The organism is Algoriphagus faecimaris, from assembly GCF_900101705.1.
Lineage (GTDB): Bacteria > Bacteroidota > Bacteroidia > Cytophagales > Cyclobacteriaceae > Algoriphagus > Algoriphagus faecimaris.
In genome coordinates, this window is record NZ_FNAC01000041.1 from 17550 (window position 1) to 42368 (window position 24819).

A 24819-nucleotide genomic window follows, 5' to 3' on the forward strand; every position below is an offset into this window, starting at 1 on the left:
AAATGAAAACCATAGCCATCATAGGAGCCGGAGAAAGCGGATTGGGAGCAGCACTGCTCGCCAAGAAGGTGGGCTATGACCTTTTTGTATCAGAGCTGGGGAGTATTTCAAAGGAGCGAAAGGCTCTTTTGGAGGCCAATGCCATATCCTATGAAGAAGGGAAGCACTCGGAAGAGAAAATCCTAGATGCCGATATGATTATCAAAAGTCCAGGTATTTCTTACGAATCGCCCATCATTAAGAAAGCATTTGATAAAGGAATTGCCGTCGTGGATGAGTTGGAGTTTGCCCATCATTTTACCAATGGCAAGGTCATCGCCATTACGGGGACAAATGGGAAGACCACCACCACTTTACTGACTTATCACTTGATGAAAGAGGCCGGGTTTGACGTGGGTTTAGCAGGGAATGTGGGGCAGAGTTGGGCCGCTCAATTGGTGCAGAAAGATCACGCCTGGTGGGTGATTGAGTGCAGTAGTTTTCAGATAGATGGAATGCAGGCTTTCAGGCCTTTTGTAGCCATCTTGACTAATATCACTCCGGATCATTTGGACCGATACGAGTATCAGATGGATCGATATGTCGCTTCAAAGTTCCGCTTATTTCAAAATCAAAAAGCAGCTGATTTCTCGATCTTCTATAAAGAGGACCTTTTCAGCCAAAAGGGCTTGGCTGAGAAAAAAATCCGCTCAAAAAAGCTTTGGATTTCTCTAGAGGAACAAGGCGATAATGGAGCCTATTTCCAGAATAGTGCTTTGATTTTACGCATGAATGGAGAAGAAGTGAGTATTCCAATGAGTTCACTTTCTATTCAAGGAAAGCACAATCAACTCAATGCGCTTTTTGCTATTACTGCGGTGAGACTGGCCGGAGCTCCACTTTCCTCATTGGAAAAAGGCTTGCAGACCTTTAAAAACGCACCGCACAGAATGGAGCTCGTCGATATAGTAGATGGAGTCCATTTTATCAATGACAGTAAAGGAACCAACGTCGAAGCTACAAGCTATGCTCTTCAGAGCTTCGAGCAGCCTATCGTATGGGTTGCTGGAGGTGTAGACAAAGGAAATAATTACGAGCAGCTCAAAGAGCTAGTAGAAAAAAGGGTAAAGGCGCTGATTTGCTTAGGCAAGGATAATCAAAAATTGAAGACTGCATTTGACGAGGTGATTCCTGAAATCAAAGAAACACAAAGCATCCAAGAAGCGGTACGATGGGGTTTGGAACTGGCCAACGAGAAGGAAGTAGTCCTGCTATCTCCGGCCTGCGCTAGTTTTGACCTGTTTAGAAATTATGAAGATCGTGGGGATCAATTCCGCGAAGCAGTAAAAAGTTTGAAAATAGAATCCAACGCATGAACCAGTTTAAAACATGGATAGATGAGCATTTCAAAGGTGACCCAATTATCTGGGCCATCGTGATTTTGCTTTCCCTTTTCAGTATTCTAGTGGTGTATTCCGCCACGGGTTCTTTGGCCTACAAGTATGCCGGCGGTAATACGGAATTGTACCTCTTTAGGCATTCCGCTTTGGTATTTGCTTCATTAGTCGTGATGTGGCTGGCGCATAAGGTTCCTTACCGAAGTTATGCCCTCTACGCCCGCTTGGCTATGTATTTATCTATGCCGCTTCTATTGATCACTTATCTCTTTGGGTCCAATATCAATGAAGCCAATAGATGGTTGACCATTCCGGTGATTAATCAGGCATTTCAGCCTTCAGATTTGGCGAAATTGGCATTGATTGCAGCTTTGGCGGCCATGTTGGCGAAGCGTCAAAATAACATTAAGGACTTCAAAAGCACCTTTTTGCCTATCATCATTGCGATAGGATTAATCTCCGGACTGATAGGCCTAGCCAATATGTCAACAGCCATTTTATTATTGAGTACCTGCTTGTTGATTATGTTCATCGGTAGGGTGCCCATGAAGTATTTGGTTTTGGTGGTGATGGTAGGAGCATTAGGTCTCACCGCTGCCATTTTCTTGGGGCAAAGAGGTGATACTTTCCGATCCCGAATAGAAGACTATACAGCTTCATTCTCGGATGAAAATAAAATTCCTTTTCAGGCTGAGCAATCTTACATCGCTATTGCCACGGGTGGAGTGACAGGCAAAGGCCCGGGAAATTCGGAACAGCGAAACTCTCTTCCTCATCCCTATTCGGATTTTATATACGCCATTATCATCGAGGAGTACGGTATGATAGGAGGAGTCACGGTACTCTTTCTCTACCTCGCTTTGCTCTATCGAGGGATGCGTATCGTAGCCAATTCCAACAAGGCATTCGGAGGCTTGCTCTCCGCAGGATTGAGTTTCGCGCTGGTGATACAGGCTCTGATCAATATGGCGGTTGCCGTAGGACTTGGCCCAATTACCGGTTTGCCATTGCCGCTTTTGAGTATGGGAGGGACCTCTCTGGTATTCACTGGGATTTCTTTGGGGATTATTCTCAGCGTAAGTAGAGGAGACCATCAAGATGAAATGCAGACTGGATCTGCTATGAATAGACCTAAAATGAAATTAGCCTAAGTGAGCCATCAGGATACATATCGCCTTTTGATCAGTGGTGGAGGTACCGGAGGACATATCTACCCGGCGATCGCTATTGCCAATGCGTGGATGGAGCGTCACCCTGACTCGGAGATTCAATTCGTAGGGGCATTGGGCAAGATGGAAATGCAAAAAGTACCCGAGGCTGGCTATTCCATTATTGGATTACCGGTAGCTGGGCTACAACGAAGCCTGACTCTCGCCAATCTTAGCTTTCCCATAAAATTATTTAAAAGCCTGAGACAGGCCTTCCGGATTGTAAAGGATTTTAAACCTCATGCTGTAATAGGTGTGGGTGGGTATGCCAGTGGTCCAGTGTTGTATGCCGCTCAGAGCAAAGGCATTGCTACGCTGATCCAAGAACAAAATTCCTATGCAGGAATTACCAACAAGCTTTTGGCTAAAAAGGCCAAAAAAATCTGTGTGGCTTATCCCAATATGGAGCAGTTTTTCCCAAAGGAAAACTTGGTGATGACTGGCAACCCTGTTCGCAAGGATCTACTCCATCTCGAAGGAAAAAAATCCACAGGCATAGCTCATTTTGGATTAGACTCGGAGAGAAAAACTATTCTGGTATTGGGGGGCTCCTTGGGTGCTAGAACTCTCAACCAAGGCGTGCTTAAAGATATGGAGGCCTTTGAAAAAGGAGGGTATCAAGTGCTTTGGCAGTCGGGCAAATTCTATTTTAAAGCCATGCAGGAGGCGCTTAATAAGACCAGTTTGAGGCACATTCACCTTAGGGAATTTATCCGGGAAATGGATTTAGCCTATGCTACTGCGGATCTTATCATTTCCAGAGCAGGGGCTTTGTCAGTCTCTGAGTTGGCTTTGGTAGGGAAGCCTGTAGTGTTCATTCCTTCTCCCAATGTGGCAGAGGATCATCAGACCAAAAATGCGATGGCCTTTGTCAGTCGTGAGGCAGCAGTTTTGCTCCGAGACGGAGAGGCTGTGGGCAAATTAAAAATCACTGTGGATGAGGTCTTGGGGGATTTGGTTTTTGCAGAGCAACTAGGAAAAAATATAAAAATGCTGTCCAAGGCAGATGCAGCTGAAACTATAGTAAATGAAATCGAAAAACTGGTAGCGTGAGTTTCAAAAACCTACATAGCGTTTATTTCTTAGGAATTGGTGGGATAGGCATGAGTGCTTTAGCCCGTTGGTTTCATCGGGAGGGCTATGGAGTATTTGGATACGACAAGACGCCTTCACCTTTGATTGACGATTTGATAGCAGAAGGAATTCAGATAGGGTTTGAAGATCAGTTGGAAGCTATTCCAGGGGGTATTTTAGCAGATAAATCAAAGACATTAATCATCTGGACTCCTGCCGTGCCTAAGGATTCCAAGCTGCTCAATTATTTTCAGCAGCAAGGTTTTGAGCTTAAAAAGCGCTCTGAAGTTTTGGGGGATTTAAGTGAGGCCTACTATAGTATTGCTGTAGCAGGTACCCACGGTAAGACCACGACCTCCTCGATGATCACTCATATTTTTAAATCATCAGGAAGGTCCATCATAGCCTTTCTTGGCGGAATCACACAAAACTACCAGTCCAACTTGGTGATGCATCAGCAAAAGGGCGATGCCCTGATGGTGGTAGAAGCAGATGAATTTGACCGCTCGTTTTTGAGACTTTCTCCCAATGAAGCAGTCATCACAAGTGTGGATGCAGATCATTTGGATATCTATGGGGATGAAAATCACCTTCTCGATGGGTTCAAAGAATTCATCAAAAGGCTGAAGAAAAAAGGGCGCTTGTATATTCAACAAGGTGCTGCACAGAAGATAGGAGATGCAGATTTGCCTAAAAAAAGAGTAAGCATGTATGGGCTTCGAAGCGAAGGAATCCATGCAGAAAATATCCAGGCTAGACCAGGTTCTTTTGTGTTTGACTACATCGGTAAAAATCTTGAAATAAAGGGGTTGGAGCTGTTTATTCCTGGTTTTCACAATGTCGAAAACGCACTTGTAGCGATTGGAATTGCCTTGACCCATGGTATTTCTCCGGATCAAATCCGTGAAGCATTGAAGACTTTCAAGGGTGTGAAAAGAAGATTTGAGATCCATGTCAATGAAGGTGGGAAGGTGTTTATCGATGATTATGCCCACCACCCTGAGGAAATAAGAGCATTCTTAAGTTCGGTCAGGGCGATGTTTCCTGCCAAGCATTTGACAGTGGTTTTCCAGCCACACCTTTTTTCTCGCACGCGTGATTTTGCACCTCAGTTTGCAGAGAGTCTTTCTTTGGCCGACGAGGTGATTTTACTGGAGATCTATCCAGCTAGGGAACTTCCCATTGCAGGAGTGAACTCTTCTATGCTGCTTGAGGGAATTCAGGCTCAGACCAAGCAAGTATTGGCCAAATCCGAACTCTTGGAGTATTTGGAATCTAGAAATCCTGAATTGTTGGTGACTATCGGTGCCGGTGATATTGATCGTCTGGTACCTGAAATAGCCTCCTTTACACGTTCAGGAATTAATCAGAATGAGGTATGAAGAGAGCTAGAATTAAAAAGATCGCCGTTTTTGTGACTCTCAGTCTTGTACTGGTCGGTTTTATAGGCTTCGTAGAAAAGCAAAGCCTCTACAAAACCTATCAGGGGATGGAAATCTCCATAGATGGGCAAAGTGGAGTGTACTTCGTCGAAGACAATGAAATCAGAAGGATTTTGAAGGAAAGCTTTCCCAATTTGAAGGTGGGAGCTGTATTGGAGGAGGTGCCCTTGAAGCAGGTGGAAAATAGGATTTCGGGCCACCCTTTTGTAAAAGCCGTGGATGCGACGGTCGGACAAAAAGGAATTCTTCATCTTGAAATTCAGCAGTATCAACCCATCGCTCGAATAGCCAGGCCGCTGGCTGCTGATGGCTACATCACAACAGAGGGAAGAGTAGTGCCGACCTCACCATCCTATACTAGTAGGGTATTGATACTGGAGGGTGACTATGCAGAGAAGCTGATGGATAAAGGCGATATCAGCATTGAAATGCCTGATTTGATGGAGTTGATAGAGTTTATCACCGGTGACGAATTTTGGAGTGCGCAGATCATCAGCTTGGAGGTGAACTCGCCGTCGGATATTCGGATGTATCAGCAGGTGGGAGAGCAGGTGATTGAATTTGGAGATGCGAAAAATATCGCTGACAAATTCGATCGAATCAAAATTTTCTACAAGGAAATTTTACCGAGAAAAGGCTGGGATGCCTATAGTCGGGTAAGTGTAAAATTTAAGGATCAAATTGTTTGTGAATAAAAGCTTGGGTATGGAAAATGAAAAATTAATTGTTGGATTAGACATCGGTACTACAAAGATCTGTGCCATCGTCGGTCGTAAAAACGAATACGGAAAGCTCGAAGTCTTGGGAATGGGTAAAGCTGTCTCTGACGGAGTTGACAGGGGAGTGGTGACCAATATCGATAAGACGGTTCATGCGATCCAAAAGGCTGTAGAGGAAGCCTCAGAGATGGCTGATGTAGAGATTGCAGAAGTGATCGTGGGTATCGCTGGTCAGCATATTCAAAGCAAGATTCAAAGTGGGAGCATCATGCGTCAGCCGACGGAAGATGAAATCACCGTAGAAGATGTGAGAAGGCTCTCTTCTGAGATGGAAAATATTTTAGTGCCTCCCGGCAATAGAATCATTCATGTGATGCCACAAGCTTACACGGTCGATTATGAAGGAGGGATCAAGGATCCAGTAGGCATGTCAGGGACGAAACTGGAAGCGGATTTTCACATCATCACAGCACAGACTACAGCCATCAATAATATCAATCGTTGTGTACGAAGAGCGGATTTGACTTCGAAGCAGTTGATCCTAGAACCATTAGCGAGTTCTCTTTCAGTGCTGAGTGATGAGGAAAAAGAAGCGGGAGTTTGCCTAGTCGATATCGGTGGTGGTACCACGGACATTGCTATTTTTTATGAAAATATCATTCGGCATACGGCAGTGATTCCTCTTGGGGGCAATATTATCACCAAGGACATCAAGGAAGGCTGCATGGTCATGCATAATCAGGCCGAACTGCTTAAAACCCGATTTGGCAAAGCCATTGCTGAGGAAGCCAATCCCAATGAGATTGTGTCCATTCCTGGCTTGAGAAATCGTCCGCCCAAAGAAATATCGATCCGAAACCTCGCCTCCATCATCCAAGCTAGAATGGAGGAGATCATCGAAATCGTCCAAAATGAAATCTACCAAAGCGGGCATTACAAAAAATTAGCGGGAGGCATCGTCATCACAGGAGGAGGATCCCAATTGCAGTGTGTATCTCAGCTTTTTGAATACTTGACGGGCTTGGATACCCGCATCGGATATCCTAATGAGCACTTGGGTAAATCAGTCCTAGAAGAAGTGAAAAGCCCCATGTATGCTACCTCCGTCGGGTTGGTATTGGCAGGATTCAAAGCCTTGGATGACCGAGAGGATAGTTATAACAAGCGAATAGCAAACGGTAGTAGTGCACTCAAGCAGACGAAGAAGGAAATAAATCCAAAGGACATTTGGAGAAGTATCGGAAATAAGCTGAAAAGCATCATTCATGATGACATCGGCGAAGACTTAAATTACTAGGGCTTATGATTGGGGGAGATAAGCGGTTTTGCTGCTTATTTCCCCGATTTAACCCTCTATCAAAACGAAAAAATAATTCACCAAAACAATAAATATGTCAGATAACATGAAAGATTACAGATTTGATCTTCCAAAGAATCAAAAGTCAATTATCAAGGTAATTGGCGTGGGTGGAGGCGGTTCCAATGCCGTTAACCACATGTTTGCACAAGGAATTAAGGATGTGGAGTTTGTGGTAGTCAATACTGATGCCCAAGCGCTTAAGTCCAGTCCGGTTCCTCTTAGACTACAGCTTGGAGCCAACTTGACCGAGGGTCTCGGTGCAGGGGCTAATCCCGAGCAGGGGAAAAATGCAGCCATTGAGTCACAAGACGAAATCAGAGAGCTGCTAGCCGATAACACCAAAATGGTATTTATCACCGCAGGAATGGGTGGGGGCACTGGTACAGGTGCTGCTCCGGTCATTGCCAAAATCGCAAAGGAACTTAATATCCTGACTGTAGGTATCGTCACCGCTCCCTTTATGTTTGAGGGTAAAAAGAAAATGTCTGTGGCCCAATCAGGAATCGAGTCTCTTCGTGAAAACTGCGACACGGTTTTAGTTATTCTTAATGATAAGCTAAGAGAGATCTATGGAAATCTAGCGATTCGAACTGCCTTCGGTAAAGCAGATGATATCCTTACTACTGCTGCCAAATCCATAGCAGAGATCATTACCATTCATCAGGATGTCAATGTTGATTTTGAAGACGTCAAAACAGTCATGAAGGAAGCGGGCGCTGCAGTGATGGGTTCTTCTACAGAGGAAGGAGAAGGACGTGCTATCCGTGCAGCGGGTGCTGCCATTTCATCTCCTCTTCTTAACAATGTGGACATCAAAGGAGCTCAAAAAATCCTTCTTTCTATTATGTCAGGTGAAGATGAAGAGCTTTCTATGGATGAGTTGAGTGATATCACGGAGTATATCCAAGAGAAGGCAGGAGACAATGCCGAAGTCATCTTTGGTCAGGGAATCGATCCTGAGCTTGGTAAGGCAATCCGAGTGACAGTGATCGCTACTGGATTTGAAATGGATAGATTGTCTGGGACACTTCCAAAAGTAGAGCCTGAGGTGAAGGCTTCTCCAAGCCCTACCGTTCAAAGCGCGGCTCCTAAGGCAGAGGAAGAAGATGTCAAAACCGTCATCAATCTTGACTCTGGTAAATCTGAAAAAGTAAAGGAAGAGCCTATCGGAAATACGTTTATTTTCAATAGTCCAAAAGCTCCCGTTTCTACTGAAAAGGAGGAAGAGGAGATATCAAGCCCAAAGAAAGACTCCTTCACTTTTGATTTCAAAAAGCCTGAAAAGCCTGAAATTAAGCCTAGCGAACCTGAAAAAATTGTTCACGACCTCTATGAAGAGGAAGCGGAGGAGAAAAGCGAGCCTATCCTTCCGGAAAATTCAGAGCCAGCTAAGCCTGTCTACGCCAATGACTACTATGAGCAAATGAAACAAAAGGCGATTCAGAGAGCTCATGAGCGTTTTGAAAAGCTAAAAGGCAGTAGATCGATCAATCCAACACCTGAAGAGTTGAAGGAAAAGCTAGAAGTGCCCGCTTATTTGAGAAAGAAAGTCAATCTAAGCGAGCCAGTTCATAGCTCTGAAAACAACATCAGCAAATTCAATGTCAGTGATGACAACGAAATATTGGGTAATAACCGCTTCCTACATGATAATGTAGATTAAGGATTAAAACTCAATCAGCATTTCAGCTTGGGTGTGCAGAAGTTCTGTATACAGCCTGTTGGTGAGCAGGTTATCTGACATGTTTTGCTCGATTTTGGCAAGCTTAGGCTTGAGAGCAAGGACATGCATGCCCAAGTAATGAAAGATATCGGTGAGGTGGCTCATTGCGATGCCACCTCCGCCGATTCCTGATGAAATACCGACAAGTGCTGCTTTTTTATTCCTAAAGGTATTGGGATAGGTCATCCCATCGATAAAGGTTTTCAATATTCCCGGAAAGGAGCCATTATATTCAGGGACGATGAAGATAAATTTCTTTCCTGAAGCGACGCGCTGATGAAAGGCGTTAAATGCTTCATTTTTTCCATTGTTCTCATACAGTGCAGTGGCTGTCAAATCTCCCGGCAAATCTTCCAATTCCAGTATTTCTGATTCTACTCCCTTTTCTGTTAAGATAGACTGATAGGTAGTGGCTATAACTTTTGAGACGGAGTTATTTCGATTGGTTCCGACGATGATTTTTATCATTGCTAAAATAATTTGACTGTGATACACGCTAAGTGGGGTAAAAGTTCGTAGATAAGCCAAGTTTCCTATCTTTACCGTGCAAAATTTAAAGCCCATGAATTATCAAAGTGAAATCAAAGAAGCGAGCGATTTTTTAAAAAATCTCCATCCAGCACCTATCGAAAACCTCATTATTTTAGGTACGGGTTTGGGGAAATTAGGGGATCAAATCGAGCTTGACTTGGAGGTAGACTACGCAGACATTCCTCATTTTCCGGTATCCACAGTAGAGAGTCATTCTGGTAAGTTGCTCTTTGGAAAGTTGGCGGGTAAAACTGTCCTAGCGATGAAAGGTAGATTTCATTACTACGAGGGATATACCATGAAGCAGGTCACCTTTCCGGTTCGGGTAGCCAAGGAGCTAGGTGTCAAAAAATTATTGGTATCCAATGCCTCAGGGGGACTCAATCCAGCTCAAGAGGTAGGAGAGGTGATGATCTTAAGTGATCATATTGACCTTTTTCCAGAAAACCCGCTGCGTGGCCATAGCCCTGAGGAATTCGGTCCGAGGTTTCCAGATATGAGTGAGGCCTATTCCAAAAGGTTGGTTCAACTTGCCTTGGAAGTAGGAAAGGAAATGGGAGTCAAGCTGCACACGGGAGTCTATGTGGGTGTCACAGGGCCCAACTTAGAAACTCCCGCCGAATACAAGTACATGCGGATCATCGGTGGGGATGCCGTAGGGATGAGTACCGTGCCAGAGGTGATTGTGGCTAAGCAGGCAGGTTTGGAGGTTTTTGGGATATCCGCTATTACTGACTTGGGAGTAGAGGGCAGAATCAAAGAAGTCAGTATCAAAGATGTCTTAGAAGCAGCCGCCAAAGCTGAGCCCATCATGGCTAAGGTAATGAGCGAAGTAATCCGTAGAAGTTAAAAAGGAGAAATGAAGCCTATTTTGATTGCGTGGAAGTCGATTTATTTTAATATTCATGAAAATTAAATTTCCATGATTCTCAAAAGTCTATTTTTTTCTTTCATTTTTCTCTTTTCATTCTCCTCTGGATTTGCTCAGGATATGGCAGATTCTCTTCGTTTTTCTTTCGGAAGGGAAAGCGGCAATCATCCTTCTACCTATATTCTTACAGGAAAAATTCTCAATCAAGATACCCAAGAGCCCATCGAAGGTGTGGGTGTTAGTATTAATGGCGCCTTTTCTGGTGTCAATACAGATCGATTTGGCACCTATTATATGGTGCTAAAGCCAGGACAGTATCGGGTGACTTTTCGACATATTTCGATGATTCCTGTTTTTACCACTGTTTCTCTTTATGCCGATGGTGTGGTGAATATTCAGATGCTAGAGAAAAGTTTTGAGTTGGACGGAGTGGTGGTTCAGTCTCAAGAGCCCGATAGAAATGTAAGAGAGCCGATTTCAGGAATTACGAAACTGACCACGAGGGAGTTGAGAGCTATTCCAGCTTTTATGGGGGAGGCTGATATTTTCAAAGGGCTGCAACTGATGCCAGGGGTAAGCTCAGTGGGCGAAGGCACCTCAGGAATAAATGTCCGTGGTGCCAAAACAGACCAAAATCTCCTGCTGATGGATGAAGTACTGGTGTTGAGTTCCAATCATGCTTTGGGGTTTCTTTCTGCTTTCAATACAGATGTAACCGAAAACTTCACACTCTACAAGGGTAATCTTCCAGCAAATTTTGGAGGGCGTACCGGTTCTGCCCTGAATATTAAAATGCGTGCTGGCGACATGGAACAGTGGCAGGGGCAAGTAGGCGTAGGTACATCGAGCGGTAAGCTATTGCTGGAGGGACCCCTAAAAAAGGATAAGGCTAGCCTTATATTTGGGGGCAGGCTTTCCAATACAAACTGGCTTCTGAAGCAAGCTAGAAGTTTTGATATTCAAAACTCAAAATTAGACTTTTATGATGGCTATCTCGGACTAAAGTGGAATATTAAGCAGGGGCATGATTTGGAAGCAAATACGCTTTTGACAGGAGATTACTTCAAGTTTTCGGATCAATTTGGATACGATTGGGCCAATCGTGTGAGTTCGATTCGATATAGAGGGGTTCTCAGTGACAATTGGGTTTTGCAAGGTCTTGTTGCAGATGGGGAGTTTACAAATTCGTTTTTTGATCCGGAAGGTTTTGATGCCGCCTCGATCGGAAATGGAATGAATTATCAGCAAGCTAAGTTTTCTGCCACTTGGGCTGATCAGAAGCTATCCGTCCAGTCCGGTGTGGAGGGTATTTACTACAAAGGCAAAACAGAAGAAAGAACTCCCTACTCCGAAGAATCGTCGATTTTGCCAGAGCAAGTGGGAAAAGAACGAGGAGTAGAATTCTCTGTTTTCTCTTCTTTGGAATGGGATTTAGGACCTCAAACGGGTCTTGTAGCGGGTTTACGTTGGAGCAGGTTTAGTCAGGTGGGACCCGATACCGTTTTTCTTTATTCAAACAATCGTGATTTTACGGAAGATCAAATCATCGGTGAACAGCGGGTAGACGGGGTCATCCAAAGCTACTCTGGCTTGGAGCCGAGGATCTCCATCAGACATAATTTGAGCGAAACGGCCTCTCTCAAGGCAAGCTATGCACGTCTATATCAGTATGTCCAATCTGTCAGTAATACGTTTGGTCCCACGCCAATAGATTTATGGCAGCTGAGCACAAGGTATATAGCTCCTCAGCTTTCGGATAACTTCTCTTTGGGCATTTTCAAAAATAACCGAGCAAATAGTTGGGAGTTTTCTATAGATGCTTTTTACAGGGCTTCAGTCAATCAGGTGGAATACCGGGATTTTGCTCAGGTTTTTCTCAATCCCCACATGGAGACAGAGTTGGTTTTTGGTGAGGGAAAGGCTTATGGATCAGAATTTTTAATTAAAAAGAATCTAGGTCGGACGACAGGATGGTTGGCGTACACTTGGTCTCGGTCTTTTTTCCGCAGTCAAGGACAAATCCAGGAGAAGCAGATTAACCGTGGCAACTGGTTTCCGTCCAATTACGATAAACCCCACGAGGTCAATTTTATTCTGAGTCATAAAATTTATCCTAGGGGGCTCTTTAATTTTACGATTAATTACAGTACCGGTAGGCCGGTGAGTGCTGTCAATAGCAGCTATGTCCTCAATGGACTCATTGTGCCTGAATACAGTCAGCGAAATCAATACAGAATACCGGATTACTTCAGAATGGATGTTTCCTATACGGTCGAAAAAGTCTTTTCAAAGAAGGGAGATAGTTTGAATTTCAGTATCTATAATTTATTGGGAAGAAGAAATGCCTATTCTGTTTTTTGGCAAAAAGACGGGGATAGTAGGCAGCTCAGACCCTATCGATTGGCGATTTTGGGATCGATTTTTCCGTCTATTTCGTACAGTTTGAATTTTGGAGGAAATGAAAATGAATAAGCGCTACGGAGTCTTATTTTTATTGGGGTTATTGCTGCTTTCTTGTGTGGAGCAAATCGATTTCCCACTTGATCGTCAAGAGGAAAAGTTGATCGTATCGGGTCAAATCAGTAATCTCCAAGAAGAAAAGTACATTTACCTTTCAAAGACCACTTCTGCTGATCGGCAGCCACTACCCTCAGGCCAATACCTGGTATTGAATGATTTGCCTCGCCCGGTTAGCAATGCTGGCGTTTTTTTGGTGTCAAGTTCCAATGCTGTTTTTCAATTGAGGGAAGTTTCCCCGGGAAAATATGAACTCGGTCGGAGCGTACCCATTGAAGAAGACCAAAGTTACTTTGTGGAGATTCAAGTAGATGGCAAAACCTATCGTTCTTCCCCGGAGGAGATGCCTTCAGAAGTAGGCACTGACGAATTAGCTTATGAGTTCACTTTGGGTGAATTGAATGATGCGCCCGAGGTCCCGGTGATTTCTATTTTCTCGGACGTGAAATTACCCGATACCAGTGAGCCCTACTATTTGCGTTGGGATGTGGAGGAAGCCTATTTTTGGCAATTGACTTTTTTCCCTAATCCGTTTAACTCAGCTCCTCCTCCCTGTTATGTTTTTGGATTTCCACAGCCAGAGCGTTTTGCATTATTGAATGAAGAGTCTGTCAGAGCGGGAAGCGAAGGGAGTAGACAATTGCTAGCACAGCGCCGAGTGGACCAATCCTTCTTGAGTAGGCATTATTTCACTGTGAGGCAGGTAAGTCTGAGTAAAAGGGCCTTTGATTATTGGAGTAACGTCCGGGACTTAGTCAATAACACAGGTTCTGTTTTTGATACACCACCAGCACCTGTAAGAGGAAATGTCATCAATGTGGGGAATCCCGATGAAGTGGTTTTGGGCTATGTGGAAATAGCGAGAGTAGCTCAAAAGAGAATTTACACGACTCAGGCTGATGTGCCTTTTGTCTTAGAGGAAGTCTGTAGGTACCTGCCCGGAAAACCCGCCATTGAGTATCCCCGAAGCTGCCGGACTTGTGATGCCTTTCCCAATAGTACTAATCAAGTCCCGGAATGGTGGTTTGATTTATAAGAGAATGGAATAGCCGATTATATAAAAATCTTCTTTCTCCAGCCTTCATTTTGTATTTTGGATCGATCAAACATTTCAAACCCAAAAACCTATGAAACTTAAAACCATAACCTTATTTGCTTTTTTGAGCCTATTCTTCGTTTCAGCCATTCAGGCCCAACAATTTCGCGCTTTAGTTTTTAGCAAAACGGCTGGTTTTAGACATCAGTCTATTCCGGATGCAGTAGTAGCCATCAAAAAAATGGCTCAAACACAGGTGTTTTCGGTGCATACCACCGAGGATGCTAATTATTTCACAGATGATAACCTGTCCAAGTTTGACGTAATTATTCTTGCCAGTACCACAGGAACGATATTTAATGAGGAGCAGAAGGCTGCTTTTCAGCGTTTTGTTCAAAGTGGTAAAGGAGTGGTAGGAATCCACTCGGCTACGGATACAGAATATGAATGGCCTTGGTATAATCAATTGATTGGGGCCTATTTTTTAGCGCACCCAAAGCAACAAACACTTCGCCTCGAAACTGTAGATGCAAATCATCCTTCTACTTGGCACTTGCCTAAAAACTGGCTTTGGACGGATGAGCTTTACGAATTCCGTGATATTAATCCAAATATCAAAGTGCTAATCAATGCGGATGAATCTACCTATGAGCCTGCAAAACCAATGGGAGCTAAGCATCCTATGGCTTGGTATCATGAATTTGATGGTGGCAGGGTGTTTTATACGGCCTTGGGTCATGTGGAGTCTGCTTATCAAGATGCTGATTTCTTAAAGCACCTCTACGGCGGTATCTGGTATGCAGCCACCGGAAAGAATCCCACTCCATAAAAAATAAGGCAAGCCTCGGAACTTTCAAGCCTAGCTTTGGTTTCTATCAACAAAAAAAGACTGATTATGCTTCAAGCCCAAGCAAGACCTGTTCACCTCTATATGGAGGCTAACCCCAATCCTAATTCTTTGAAATTTGTAGCTAATTTCATGTTGGTCGAAGATGGGATAAGTTTTGATTACCCCGATGCCGAAAGTGCAGACAACAGTCAACTGGCCAAGGAGCTGTTTAATTTTGCAGCGGTGAAGAGAGTATTTATCGCTTCTAATTTCGTAACGGTAACTAAAACCGATGAGGTGGAGTGGCAGGAAATCCAGACTATTATCAGAGATCATATAAAAAAGTACCTAGAAACAGGGAAAAAAGCGGTTACAGCCTCTTTCGAAAAGGATCCGCTTTTTGACGAAGGAGACTCCGAAGTGGTCAAGAAAATCAAAGGTATCCTAGATGAGTACATCCGTCCTGCAGTAGAACAAGATGGAGGAGCTATTGTATTTCACTCTTTCAAGGATGGTGTGGTCAAAGTTTTACTTCAGGGCTCTTGCTCCGGCTGCCCTTCTAGTACTATCACCCTGAAGGCTGGTATCCAAAATTTATTGACTCGTATGCTCCCCGAAGTAAAAGAAGTGGAAGCTGAAGGAGTATAATTAAAGCATCATGGCCAAAAGAGACTGGTCTTGGGCGATCCTGGGTACTGTTGCGTTAGGCCTTCGCTGGCTTGCAATCTCCTATCCTGAATATACAGACGAAATTTATTCACGCACTTTCTTTTCTTCGATCAGAAATGTGTTTGATTTGACGCTGGGAAAGCTTCCTTTTCCCAGCGTTTATTTGTTTACAGCAGTCCTTGTTTTTCTACTTGTCAGATTTATTGTTCAGCTAAAACGAACAAAAGGCTGGCGGAAAAACGCATTTTTTATTTTCCAATCCACACTGAATTTTGCTGGAGGGCTGATTTTTTTCTTTTTGGTTTTGTGGGGATTTAATTATCAACGAACACCTATTTTCAGACAACTGGGCCTGTCTCCAAAGGCGCTTAATCTGGATCAGCTCAAATCTGAAATTATCTTGACACATCGATTGGCTAGGATGAATCGCTATCAACTGACAATGGATACGGTTGCTTTGGTGGAAACCTTACCTTATAACGATCTGGAGATTTTGGTACGTCAAAACATGCGGGAACATCTTGATTTGTTAGGCTTTAACTTTACAGGTAACCCAAGGACTAAATTATTTCCGCCACCAGGATTTATGAGGAAAATGGGGATTTTGGGAATTTACTTTCCCTTCACTGGAGAAAGCTATATTGACCCCACCTTGCATACCTTGGAAAAGCCCTTTACAGTAGCTCATGAAATGGCCCATAGCTATGGTGTCACAGATGAAGGAGAGGCTAATTTCATAGCTTGGGTGATCAGCACTAATTCTCAAGATCCGCTTTTGCGGTATTCTGGGCATCTTCGGCTTCTGATGTATCAGATTCGTGATTTTTACCGGATGGATCCGAAAGGCTACAAGGATTGGTTAAAATCTCTTGACAGGGGGATTCGAAACGATATTCAGTCGATTCAGGCCCTATCGGAGCAGTATAAGCCTTTCTCTATTGAGCTTAGCAGAAAAACAAACGATGTATTTTTGAAATCTCAAGGAGTCAAAGCAGGTATAAACAGCTATCAGCAACTTCCCATGCTAGCCTTTGCTTGGCGAGAGCGGATGAATGAATAGCAAAAAAATACTCCTCAGTTTTTGGATAGTAGTTGATCGTCTATAATTTTAGCCAATATAAGTAATGACAATGAGATATCTTTTGGGATTTATTTTTATGCTTAGTAGCATAAGTTCTTTTGCACAGATAGAGATTGAAACAGAGCGAGACAAGGATGGAAATGTGATTATCAGTGCTTTTAACTCTAGTTCGGTTCCCTACACGCTACAGTTTGATTTTAGCAGACTTCAAAATCTATCAGCAGCGGGCGGAGGGAATCCAATGGGAATATCCAATCCCGGCACGAGCAGAGTACTGACGCTCAAGCGGGTGAATTCCTCCCAAGGAACTGATTTTTCCTACAGCTATCGCTACATCAAGGGTAATATTTATTCTAAGAGTAAAATCGATCCGCTCTATCTGATTCCCGTGAAGGAAGGAGTAGCGGTAAGGGGAGTTTCCATGACTCATATTGAAAACCGTCTCCAGCCCAAGGAGCAAAATGATATGTTTGTTGGAGTTGCCTTTTACCTTCCAGAAGAGGTGACTATCGTAGCTCCTCGTAAGGGTTACATTTCGGATATGAAGATGGATTACACGGCAGGGAAAAATGATCTGGATTTTGCACGATCAGAAAATTACATTGAAATCTATCACGCAGATGGGACGCTTACTCAAATCAAAGTATTGAAGGCAGGCTCGGAATTGGTGAAAATAGGCCAGCAAGTGTTTCCAGGAGATCCCTTGGCAACATCTGCCGGAGAAAATTATCAAAATGGAAGACATGTCAGAGTGATTCCTCTTCGAGTAAGTAAAGATGAAGAAGGAAAAATTCACTCTGAGATCTATCCAATTAAATTTGTTTTGGATGGTGGATATGAGACAATAGAGAAACCGGTGGAATCGACCGTAATTCATCCAGAAGAGATCATTACTTTAGAAATGACGAAGAAGGAATTGAAAAATCGGGCTAAGAAGTAGCAGTCACTTTTTTACGATTGCCTATCCATACCCCAAGGATTACAGCTGCTATTCCCAAATAATGACCTAAAAGCAAAACCTCTCCATCCCAAACACCCCAGAGGATAGCTACAACAGGAATCAGATAAGTCACCGAACTAGCAAAAACAGGACTGGCCGTTTTAACCATCATATTAAACAATATCAAAGCCAGTGCGGTGCCCAATACTCCCAGTAATGTCACATATCCCAAAGCTGTCCAAGCTCCTTGGACAGATACTAGTTTGTAAGCAAACTGGGTACCCGCCATCAAGTAAATTAAGGCCACCGGGAGGACCATTAGCAGTGATATTGCGGTGATTTCTATGGGCTTTAGTTCGATAAATCGGTACTTAATCAAATTCAGGTTAAAACCATAACAAAGACAAGCAAGGAGAACGAAAAAGGCATAAGAGTTTATCTCCGTCAATGCCCCGAAACCAGAGCCTTCTTTGACTGTGACTAAGATGATCACACCAATAAATGCGATCAGCAAACCCCATGCATTGCGTTTGGTGATCCGTGATTTGAAGAAAATAGCTCCTACTACCACTACGAATAGCGGAGTGAGCGCATTCAAAACACCCGTCAGAGAGCTACTCAATTGGGTTTGTGCTTTTGCAAACAAAAAGGCAGGGATAAAACTACCGACAAGACCCACGAGAATTAAATTCTGGATTTGCTGACTTTTCAGATATTTTACTCTTGGCAGGGATAGGGGAAGTAGAAAAGTAGCGGCTGCTACTATGCGATAAGCTCCTAGTTCTCCGGGAGAAAAGACCTCAAGTCCACGCTTGATGAGAATAAAGGAACTCCCCCAGACGAGGGCTAATATGATAAGAAAGCTCCAGTTTTTAGAGGTATTTTCGGAGTGGGACATAGGGAAGAGGTGGGTGAAGATAGCCAATGCAAAAGTAAAGAGCTTGATGAAAGAATTGTTTACGAAAAAAATACCTCAGGCTAAAAAACCTGAGGTCTGGTAGAAAGTGTATTTAAAATTCATAATCTGCATAGACGTTTGCCACTTGGTCGAGGATTTCACAGACTTGCTCATAAGTGTCGGCAGTGACCATTTCGGTACGATAGGGTTTGAAATTGGGCATTCCTCTGAAATAGTTAGTGTAGTGCCTTCTCATTTCTAAAATACCGAGTTTTTCACCTTTCCACTCTACAGAGAAATCCAGGTGTTTCTTGGCTACAGCAATACGCTCATCCAAATCTGGGCCGGGCAATTTATCCCCTGTTTGAAGGTAATGTTTGATTTCATTGAATATCCATGGATAGCCAATTGAAGCCCTGCCGATCATCATACCGTCTACGTTGTATTTGGCTTTGTACTCAGCGGCTTTTTCGGGGGAGTCGATATCTCCATTTCCAAAGACTGGGATGTGAAGGCGAGGATTATCTTTGACCAAATTGAGCCAAGACCAGTCTGCTTCGCCCTTGTACATCTGCTGCCTTGTCCGGGCATGGATGGAAATAGCCTGAATCCCCACATCTTGCAATCGCTCCGCGACCTCTACTATGCGTATGGTGTCATGAGACCAACCCAACCGGGTCTTGACAGTCACAGGGATATTGACTGCCTTGACGATCTCAGCAGTCATGGAGACCATTTTGTCTATGTCAAGTAAAATACCAGCTCCGGCACCCTTACAGGCCACCTTGTGAACTGGGCATCCGTAATTGATATCTAAAATGTCCGGTCCTGCTTCCTCAGCGATGGCGGCTGCCTCACGCATGGATTCTATATCATTTCCGAAAATTTGAATCCCAATGGGGCGCTCGTAATCAAAAATATCCAGTTTTTGGACACTTTTTGCTGCATCACGAATCAAGCCCTCCGAGCTGATAAACTCCGTATACATCAAATCCGCTCCGTTTTGCTTACACACTGCCCGAAAGGGAGGATCACTCACATCTTCCATGGGTGCAAGCAGGAGAGGAAACTCACCTAACTCTAACTTTCCGATCTTTACCACTGCTTATTCTAAATTTGGCGTAAATTTACGCCCAAATATGGAGATTTACGAAACTCAATCAGAAATAGCTAAGCGAAAGAATTGGCTTTTGTCGCTGGTAGTCATAGTTTTAGTCACTTTTGGAGTCCTGATCTTGCTTCAGGGTGTTGCATTGGCTTTGACCCCGCTGTTGTTTAATCTTGAATTTAATGAGGTTTTGGGCCTGTTTTCGGGAGATTATGAGGTGCCCAATGGTCGGATGGCTATGTTATTTGTTCAAGGGATCGGTTCCGGTATAGGATTTTGGCTCTCGGCCTGGATTCTGATTCATTTTATCGATAGGGCCAAATTAAATGGAGCGCTGCAGCTAGCCCGTTACGATTCCAAAAAAATAGGGCTTACGGTACTGATCACCCTCGGAGCGATGTTTTTCAATGGCTTGCTCGTTTATTGGAACTCCCTATTGAGCTTGCCTGAATTTCTTTCTGGAGTGGAAGCATGGATGGAAGAAATGGAACTTCAGCTCATGGAAATGACAAAGTTTCTTACAGATTTCCAAACCATCCCAGAGTTATTAATGGGCATCCTTGTGATCGGAGTGCTTGCGGGGATTGGAGAAGAAATGTTTTTCAGAGGACTTTTGCAGCCTAAAATGCATCGATATACGGGATCTGTTCATGCGGGAATTTGGATCACGGCTATTATTTTCTCTGCGATCCATGTGCAGTTTTATGGGTTTTTTCCAAGAATGTTCCTTGGAGCGCTATTTGGGTATTTGTATGTGTATTCAGGAAGTCTGATTTATCCGGTTTTGGCTCATATTTTTAACAATACCTTCACTGTGATTTTGGTATATGCCGCCAATCAGGGAATGGTAGATTTTGATATTGAGTCAAATGATTCCTTCTCCTATCCCCTCTCAATCCTCGGATTATTGGTTCTTTTGGGAGGAATCTATTACTTTAAGCAATCTAAGCCAATATCAGATGGGGAAATGGGATAAAGTCTTTGAAAGCAAACAGCAAGTGAGGGCTGAAATCGTCAAGGGAATTTTGGAAGAGCACGACATCCCCGCTGTAGTCATGAATAAAAAGGAGACGGTCTATCACGTCTTTGGATACTATGAAGTCCATGTTCCCAATGAAAATTTGATGAAGGCCAGCAACATTATCGCCAATGAGATCTCGTTTTAATATAAATAATTACAGCAACCTGGGACAGCGAGCCATCACGGCCGCGGTCGGTGCAGTAGTCGTGATCTCCTCCATTTTATTTTCGGACTGGACCTATTTTCTGGTTTTTGCCTGTATTCTGGGCTTTGCTCAAATGGAATTCTACAAGCTGTGTGGCTTGGACGGAATGCTTCCCCTCAAGAGTTTTGGCACCTTTCTGGGCTTGATGATATTTTCGTTAACCTTTTTGATCGAGAAAGAGCAACTTCCCCATGAATACCTGTATCTGATTTTCCCCATTGTCTCACTTACCTTTTTTATCAAGCTCTATCGCAAGACAGATAGAAAACCCTTCACAGGGGTAGCTTTTACCTATTTGGGAATTTTCTATGTAGCGGTACCCTTTTCCTTGATTAATCTGGCGGTTTTTGCGGTGGATCAAACCTATCATTTCGAGATTATATTAGGATGCTTGTTGATTCTATGGGCGAGTGATACGGGGGCTTACTTTGCGGGGACTAAGTTTGGAAAGACTAAATTGTTTGAACGGGTTTCGCCCAAAAAATCATGGGAAGGGTTTCTTGGGGGTGCTTTTTCAGCGATTGCGGTGGCCTTTTTGGTGGCACGATATTTTCATACGATACAGGACTGGAAGTGGTTGGTGATAGCGGGGATAATTATTATTGCTGGAACGTATGGAGATTTGATCGAGTCTCTATTTAAGCGCTCGATTGAGATCAAGGATTCGGGCAAAGGTCTTCCCGGACATGGAGGATTTATGGATAGATTTGACGGTTTGTTATTATCAGCACCATTTATTACGGCTTTTTTGAAAATCTTTTAATTCAAGCCTGCCTTCTCTGAAAAACTACTTAATATTGTATAGCATTTCACTACTCAAATAAAAACCCAATATGGCTTACATTGAACCGGCTCCGATTAAGGATAAAGAGAATCCATTGGAGTCAATGATGGAACGATTCAACATCGCAGCTGAAAAGCTGGGACTTTCAGATGAAGTTTATAATGTGTTGAAAAACCCGGCAAAGCAGGTTATTGTCTCCTTGCCGATCACGATGGATAATGGTAAAATTCAGGTTTTTGAGGGGATTAGGGTCATCCATTCCAATATCCTCGGGCCTGCAAAAGGCGGAATTCGATTTGCCCCGGACGTTCATATCGATGAAGTCAGAGCGCTAGCTGCTTGGATGACATGGAAATGCGCCGTGGTGGATATTCCTTATGGTGGAGGTAAAGGAGGTGTACGCTGTAATCCTCGTGAAATGTCGAAAGGTGAGATCGAGCGACTGATGCGTGCCTATACGATGGCGATGATAGATGTATTCGGTCCTGACAAAGACATCCCCGCTCCTGACATGGGTACAGGACCAAGAGAAATGGCTTGGCTGATGGATGAATATTCTAAGGCACGCGGTATGACGATCAACTCAGTAGTCACCGGTAAGCCATTGGTATTGGGAGGCTCACTTGGTCGGACGGAAGCGACAGGTAGAGGTGTGATGGTATCTGCACTAGCCGCTATGCAAAAACTAAAAATCAATCCTTTTCAAGCGACTTGTGCCGTGCAGGGCTTTGGCAACGTAGGGTCTTGGGCAGCCAGATTATTGGAAGAGCGAGGGCTTAAAATTGTCGCTATCTCAGATCACACGGGAGCATTTTACAATGAAAACGGCATCAATATTCTAGAGGCGATCGAATATCGGGATGGAAACAACGGTACTTTGGATGGCTTTAAGGGTGCGGATCGGATGGATGATCCTTCTGAGCTCTTGGAATTGGAAGTAGATGTGCTGGTGCCAGCAGCTGTGGAAGATGTCATTACCGTAAGAAATGTAGATAAAATCAAAGCTAAGCTGATCGTGGAGGGCGCCAATGGGCCGACTTCTGCCAAAGCCGATGCCATTATCAACGAAAAAGGAATCATGGCAGTGCCTGATATTTTGGCAAATGCTGGAGGTGTGACAGTATCCTATTTTGAATGGGTGCAAAACCGCCTAGGTTATAAATGGACTGCCGATAGAGTCAATAGGAGATCGGATAGAATCATGAAAGATGCCTTTGAGCATGTCTATGAGGCTTCCAAAAAATACGATGTGCCTATGAGAATTGCTGCTTATATCGTGGCAATTGACAAAGTGGCTAAAACTTATACCTTCCGAGGAGGATTCTAATTTAGAAGCATTCGGAAGAATACCTTATCTTTGAAGCGTGGGAGAAATCTCACGCTTTTATTTTGCGCTTATGACTATTCACAGAGAAGGACGTGTTTTGTTGTTTTGGTTGATGATCATTTTGGTCGTGGCCAATTACCTCTTGTATTATTTCCTGCCCGATGAGCGGCTTTGGCTAAATGTAAGTATGCTTGGCAGTATCGTGCTTTATTTGCTGATTCTTCAGTTTTTTCGCAACCCTATCTTTCCTTTACCCAATGAGGAGGGAGTAATTTTTGCTCCTGCCGATGGAAAGGTTGTGGTCATCGAAGAGGTTTTTGAAGACGAATATTTGCAAGAAAAGAGAAAGCAAGTCTCTATTTTCATGTCCCCGATTAATGTGCATATCAACCGATCTCCTATCAAAGGAGTTGTCGAGTTTTTCAAATATCATCCGGGAAAATATCTGGTGGCATGGCATCCCAAGTCCAGCACAGAAAATGAGCGTACTACCATGGTGCTCAAAACAGATCAAGGAACAAAAATCCTTATTCGGCAGGTGGCAGGCGCCTTGGCAAGAAGGATCAAATGGTATGTCAAAGAAGGCTCTCAGCTCGATCAGGGTGGTGAATTTGGCTTTATCAAATTCGGTTCTCGAGTAGATTTGTATTTGCCCATGGACGCCGAGATTCTTTGTGAAATCGATCAAAAGACCAAAGCAGCTCGGACTAAAATCGCGCGCCTAAACTGATTATTTTCTAATGATGCAAAAGTTCAGTATCATTTAAGGGGTTAGTTTCGTATAAAAGAATACAAAGCAAAAACTTACTTTATGAAACCTGTCTTCTATTTTGCCTCTTTATTTTTGATTTTGAGCTTACTTTCTTGTAGTGAATCTGAAAATCCAAGATCCCCGCTGATAGGCACTTGGGAAAATCGTACTTATGTTGACTCTTTGGATTATTGGTTTGTAGAAAGCTACACCTTTAAAAACGACAGCATTTTTGATCTTAAAACGACAGTCAGAGATCTAGAAGCAGGGACGGATCTAGGTTATAGAATGACCTCTACGGCTTGGTATAACTTAGAGGGAGATGTATTTCAATATTATTATTCTGATGCTCTAATCTATTTTGCCTTTAGACCTGATGATCCCTTATTTGTGCCCAAAGAGGATTTGAGAGCAGGGGTCATTGACTTTTTCAGAGTTCCTAAGGGTAAAATTATCTTTTACCGATGATCTGCGCCAATTTACTTTTCAGGAAGATTGTATAACGATCAATCCAGATGCGGATTGTCTACAATTTCCTCCCAGGACCTTTGTGAGAGTGGATTAGGGTTTTTTGGACCGATACATCCAGTATCCCAATCCGAGCGTGGTTAGAAAAAATACCACTGTAGTCCATTCGAAAGTTCGTCTTGAGGAAAGCATTTCCTGAATTGTCTTGTCCCGATCATTCAATGCCCTTTTGAGTGCTTGGACGTCTCGCTCCAGACTCAAGGTGATTGTTTTATAGTCCTCTTTTTCTTGACCGATGACAGCCGTTTCGATTCTGCCACTGAGTTTGAGTTCTTCGATGATTTGAGTGTCTTTGGTCAGGATTCTCTTGAGCCAGTCGTTGGTCTCGGTCATGTCTTTTTTGGTGCGATTACCAAAAATCCCCGACTTTTTAGACTCGGAAGCCTGCCATTCGTTGACAAGACGTTCTCTTTCACTGACAAGACGCTCAAGTCTAGCACTCTCACCAGACTCCGTCTGCACGAAAGACCCGATCCAAAGAAAAAGAATATGAATATCCGCAAAGTCACCAGTAGCCAAATAAGTTCTTTTTGACAGTTGGTGTCAATTGCTTTATTAAGGGTTTAACTCGATTTAAATTAGGTCAAAATAAACGGTTTTGACCATGAATATTATCAATTTCATTAATCGGTTTCCTGACGAGGCTTCCTGTGTTGAATTCATCAAATCACAAAGGATCAAGCAAGGAATCATCTGTAAGAAATGTACTGGAATCAAGCATTATTGGCTTGAAAACAAGCTTTCTTTTCAATGTGCTTCCTGTGGATTTAGAACCAGTATCAAGAGCGGTACAGTGATGCAGAGCAGTAATTTATCGATCA

25 protein-coding genes are annotated in these 24819 nt (G+C 43.4%); 21 read left to right on the top strand and 4 right to left on the bottom strand.

The window, feature by feature from the left end:
- Positions 1-2 precede the first annotated feature (2 nt).
- The 7 genes from murD (at position 3) to ftsZ (ending at position 8842) form a co-directional block, all read left to right on the top strand.
- Positions 3-1355, top strand: a complete 1353-nt coding sequence (gene murD / locus BLQ57_RS17155; RefSeq protein ID WP_087940828.1) for a UDP-N-acetylmuramoyl-L-alanine--D-glutamate ligase — start codon at positions 3-5, stop codon at positions 1353-1355.
- A complete protein-coding gene (locus BLQ57_RS17160; protein ID WP_087940827.1) occupies positions 1352-2527 on the top strand; it encodes an FtsW/RodA/SpoVE family cell cycle protein in 1176 nt (391 codons plus the stop codon). The genes murD and BLQ57_RS17160 overlap by 4 nt, the downstream gene beginning before the upstream one ends.
- On the top strand, positions 2528-3637 hold the full coding sequence (gene murG, locus BLQ57_RS17165) for an undecaprenyldiphospho-muramoylpentapeptide beta-N-acetylglucosaminyltransferase (RefSeq protein ID WP_087940826.1): 1110 nt from the start codon (positions 2528-2530) through the stop codon (positions 3635-3637).
- Positions 3634-5040: a UDP-N-acetylmuramate--L-alanine ligase gene (gene murC / locus BLQ57_RS17170; protein WP_087940825.1), complete on the top strand. Its 1407-nt coding sequence runs from the start codon at positions 3634-3636 to the stop codon at positions 5038-5040. Before murG ends, murC begins: the two co-directional genes overlap by 4 nt.
- Positions 5037-5795 carry a cell division protein FtsQ/DivIB gene (locus tag BLQ57_RS17175; RefSeq protein WP_087940824.1) on the top strand — a complete coding sequence of 253 codons (759 nt, stop codon included), beginning with the start codon at positions 5037-5039 and terminating at the stop codon, positions 5793-5795. The genes murC and BLQ57_RS17175 overlap by 4 nt, the downstream gene beginning before the upstream one ends.
- 10 nt (positions 5796-5805) lie before the next feature.
- Positions 5806-7116 carry a cell division protein FtsA gene (gene ftsA / locus BLQ57_RS17180; protein ID WP_087940847.1) on the top strand — a complete coding sequence of 437 codons (1311 nt, stop codon included), beginning with the start codon at positions 5806-5808 and terminating at the stop codon, positions 7114-7116.
- Between the two features lie 106 nt (positions 7117-7222).
- Positions 7223-8842, top strand: coding sequence for a cell division protein FtsZ (ftsZ, locus tag BLQ57_RS17185; protein WP_087940823.1), 1620 nt, complete (start codon positions 7223-7225; stop codon positions 8840-8842).
- 3 nt (positions 8843-8845) lie between these two features.
- On the opposite strand, the gene BLQ57_RS17190 is transcribed toward ftsZ, so the two are convergent.
- A complete protein-coding gene (locus tag BLQ57_RS17190; RefSeq protein ID WP_087940846.1) occupies positions 8846-9370 on the bottom strand; it encodes an NADPH-dependent FMN reductase in 525 nt (174 codons plus the stop codon).
- A gap of 94 nt (positions 9371-9464) precedes the next feature.
- Here BLQ57_RS17190 and BLQ57_RS17195 point away from each other — a divergent pair, with 94 nt between their 5' ends.
- From BLQ57_RS17195 to BLQ57_RS17225, 7 genes are all read left to right on the top strand, one after another.
- The gene (locus tag BLQ57_RS17195; RefSeq protein WP_087940822.1) at positions 9465-10283 is read left to right on the top strand and encodes a purine-nucleoside phosphorylase; all 819 of its coding nucleotides are present in this window, start codon (positions 9465-9467) and stop codon (positions 10281-10283) included.
- Positions 10284-10355: 72 nt separating this feature from the next.
- Positions 10356-12776 (top strand): TonB-dependent receptor, encoded by a 2421-nt coding sequence (locus BLQ57_RS17200; protein WP_087940821.1) that lies wholly within the window; start codon positions 10356-10358, stop codon positions 12774-12776.
- On the top strand, positions 12763-13857 hold the full coding sequence (locus tag BLQ57_RS17205) for a DUF4249 domain-containing protein (protein ID WP_087940820.1): 1095 nt from the start codon (positions 12763-12765) through the stop codon (positions 13855-13857). The genes BLQ57_RS17200 and BLQ57_RS17205 overlap by 14 nt, the downstream gene beginning before the upstream one ends.
- A 91-nt stretch (positions 13858-13948) precedes the next feature.
- Positions 13949-14686, top strand: coding sequence for a ThuA domain-containing protein (locus BLQ57_RS17210; RefSeq protein WP_087940819.1), 738 nt, complete (start codon positions 13949-13951; stop codon positions 14684-14686).
- 66 nt (positions 14687-14752) lie between these two features.
- Entirely contained in the window at positions 14753-15334 is a 582-nt protein-coding gene (locus tag BLQ57_RS17215) for a NifU family protein (protein WP_087940818.1), read from the top strand.
- Positions 15335-15344: 10 nt separating this feature from the next.
- Positions 15345-16415, top strand: a complete 1071-nt coding sequence (locus tag BLQ57_RS17220; protein ID WP_087940817.1) for a DUF3810 domain-containing protein — start codon at positions 15345-15347, stop codon at positions 16413-16415.
- Between the two features lie 70 nt (positions 16416-16485).
- Positions 16486-17376: a M23 family metallopeptidase gene (locus tag BLQ57_RS17225; protein ID WP_169712787.1), complete on the top strand. Its 891-nt coding sequence runs from the start codon at positions 16486-16488 to the stop codon at positions 17374-17376.
- On the opposite strand, the gene BLQ57_RS17230 is transcribed toward BLQ57_RS17225, so the two are convergent.
- Both BLQ57_RS17230 and dusB read right to left on the bottom strand, forming a co-directional pair.
- Complete coding sequence (locus BLQ57_RS17230; protein WP_087940815.1) at positions 17366-18274, bottom strand: DMT family transporter; 909 nt, start codon at positions 18272-18274, stop codon at positions 17366-17368. The genes BLQ57_RS17225 and BLQ57_RS17230 overlap by 11 nt on opposite strands.
- Positions 18275-18386: 112 nt before the next feature.
- Positions 18387-19376 carry a tRNA dihydrouridine synthase DusB gene (gene dusB, locus BLQ57_RS17235; protein ID WP_087940814.1) on the bottom strand — a complete coding sequence of 330 codons (990 nt, stop codon included), beginning with the start codon at positions 19374-19376 and terminating at the stop codon, positions 18387-18389.
- Positions 19377-19413: 37 nt separating this feature from the next.
- On the opposite strand from dusB, the gene BLQ57_RS17240 reads away from it, so the two are divergent.
- The 6 genes from BLQ57_RS17240 to BLQ57_RS17265 all read left to right on the top strand — a co-directional run bounded on the left by BLQ57_RS17240 (position 19414) and on the right by BLQ57_RS17265 (position 23938).
- Positions 19414-20358, top strand: a complete 945-nt coding sequence (locus BLQ57_RS17240) for a CPBP family intramembrane glutamic endopeptidase (RefSeq protein WP_087940813.1) — start codon at positions 19414-19416, stop codon at positions 20356-20358.
- Positions 20342-20548, top strand: a complete 207-nt coding sequence (locus tag BLQ57_RS17245) for a putative signal transducing protein (protein ID WP_087940812.1) — start codon at positions 20342-20344, stop codon at positions 20546-20548. The genes BLQ57_RS17240 and BLQ57_RS17245 overlap by 17 nt, the downstream gene beginning before the upstream one ends.
- Positions 20532-21371: a phosphatidate cytidylyltransferase gene (locus BLQ57_RS17250; protein ID WP_087940811.1), complete on the top strand. Its 840-nt coding sequence runs from the start codon at positions 20532-20534 to the stop codon at positions 21369-21371. Before BLQ57_RS17245 ends, BLQ57_RS17250 begins: the two co-directional genes overlap by 17 nt.
- A 70-nt stretch (positions 21372-21441) precedes the next feature.
- Positions 21442-22719, top strand: coding sequence for a Glu/Leu/Phe/Val family dehydrogenase (locus tag BLQ57_RS17255; RefSeq protein WP_087940810.1), 1278 nt, complete (start codon positions 21442-21444; stop codon positions 22717-22719).
- Between the two features lie 70 nt (positions 22720-22789).
- Positions 22790-23449, top strand: coding sequence for a phosphatidylserine decarboxylase family protein (locus BLQ57_RS17260; protein WP_087940809.1), 660 nt, complete (start codon positions 22790-22792; stop codon positions 23447-23449).
- Positions 23450-23530: 81 nt separating this feature from the next.
- Positions 23531-23938, top strand: a complete 408-nt coding sequence (locus BLQ57_RS17265) for a hypothetical protein (RefSeq protein WP_087940808.1) — start codon at positions 23531-23533, stop codon at positions 23936-23938.
- A gap of 93 nt (positions 23939-24031) precedes the next feature.
- Here BLQ57_RS17265 and BLQ57_RS17270 read toward each other — a convergent pair whose 3' ends face one another.
- Positions 24032-24517, bottom strand: coding sequence for a Clp protease ClpB (locus BLQ57_RS17270; protein ID WP_240507857.1), 486 nt, complete (start codon positions 24515-24517; stop codon positions 24032-24034).
- Positions 24518-24602: 85 nt separating this feature from the next.
- Between BLQ57_RS17270 and BLQ57_RS17275 the strand changes: the two genes are divergently transcribed.
- A partial coding sequence (locus tag BLQ57_RS17275; RefSeq protein WP_139162783.1) for a transposase occupies positions 24603-24819 on the top strand: 217 nt, incomplete at its 3' end.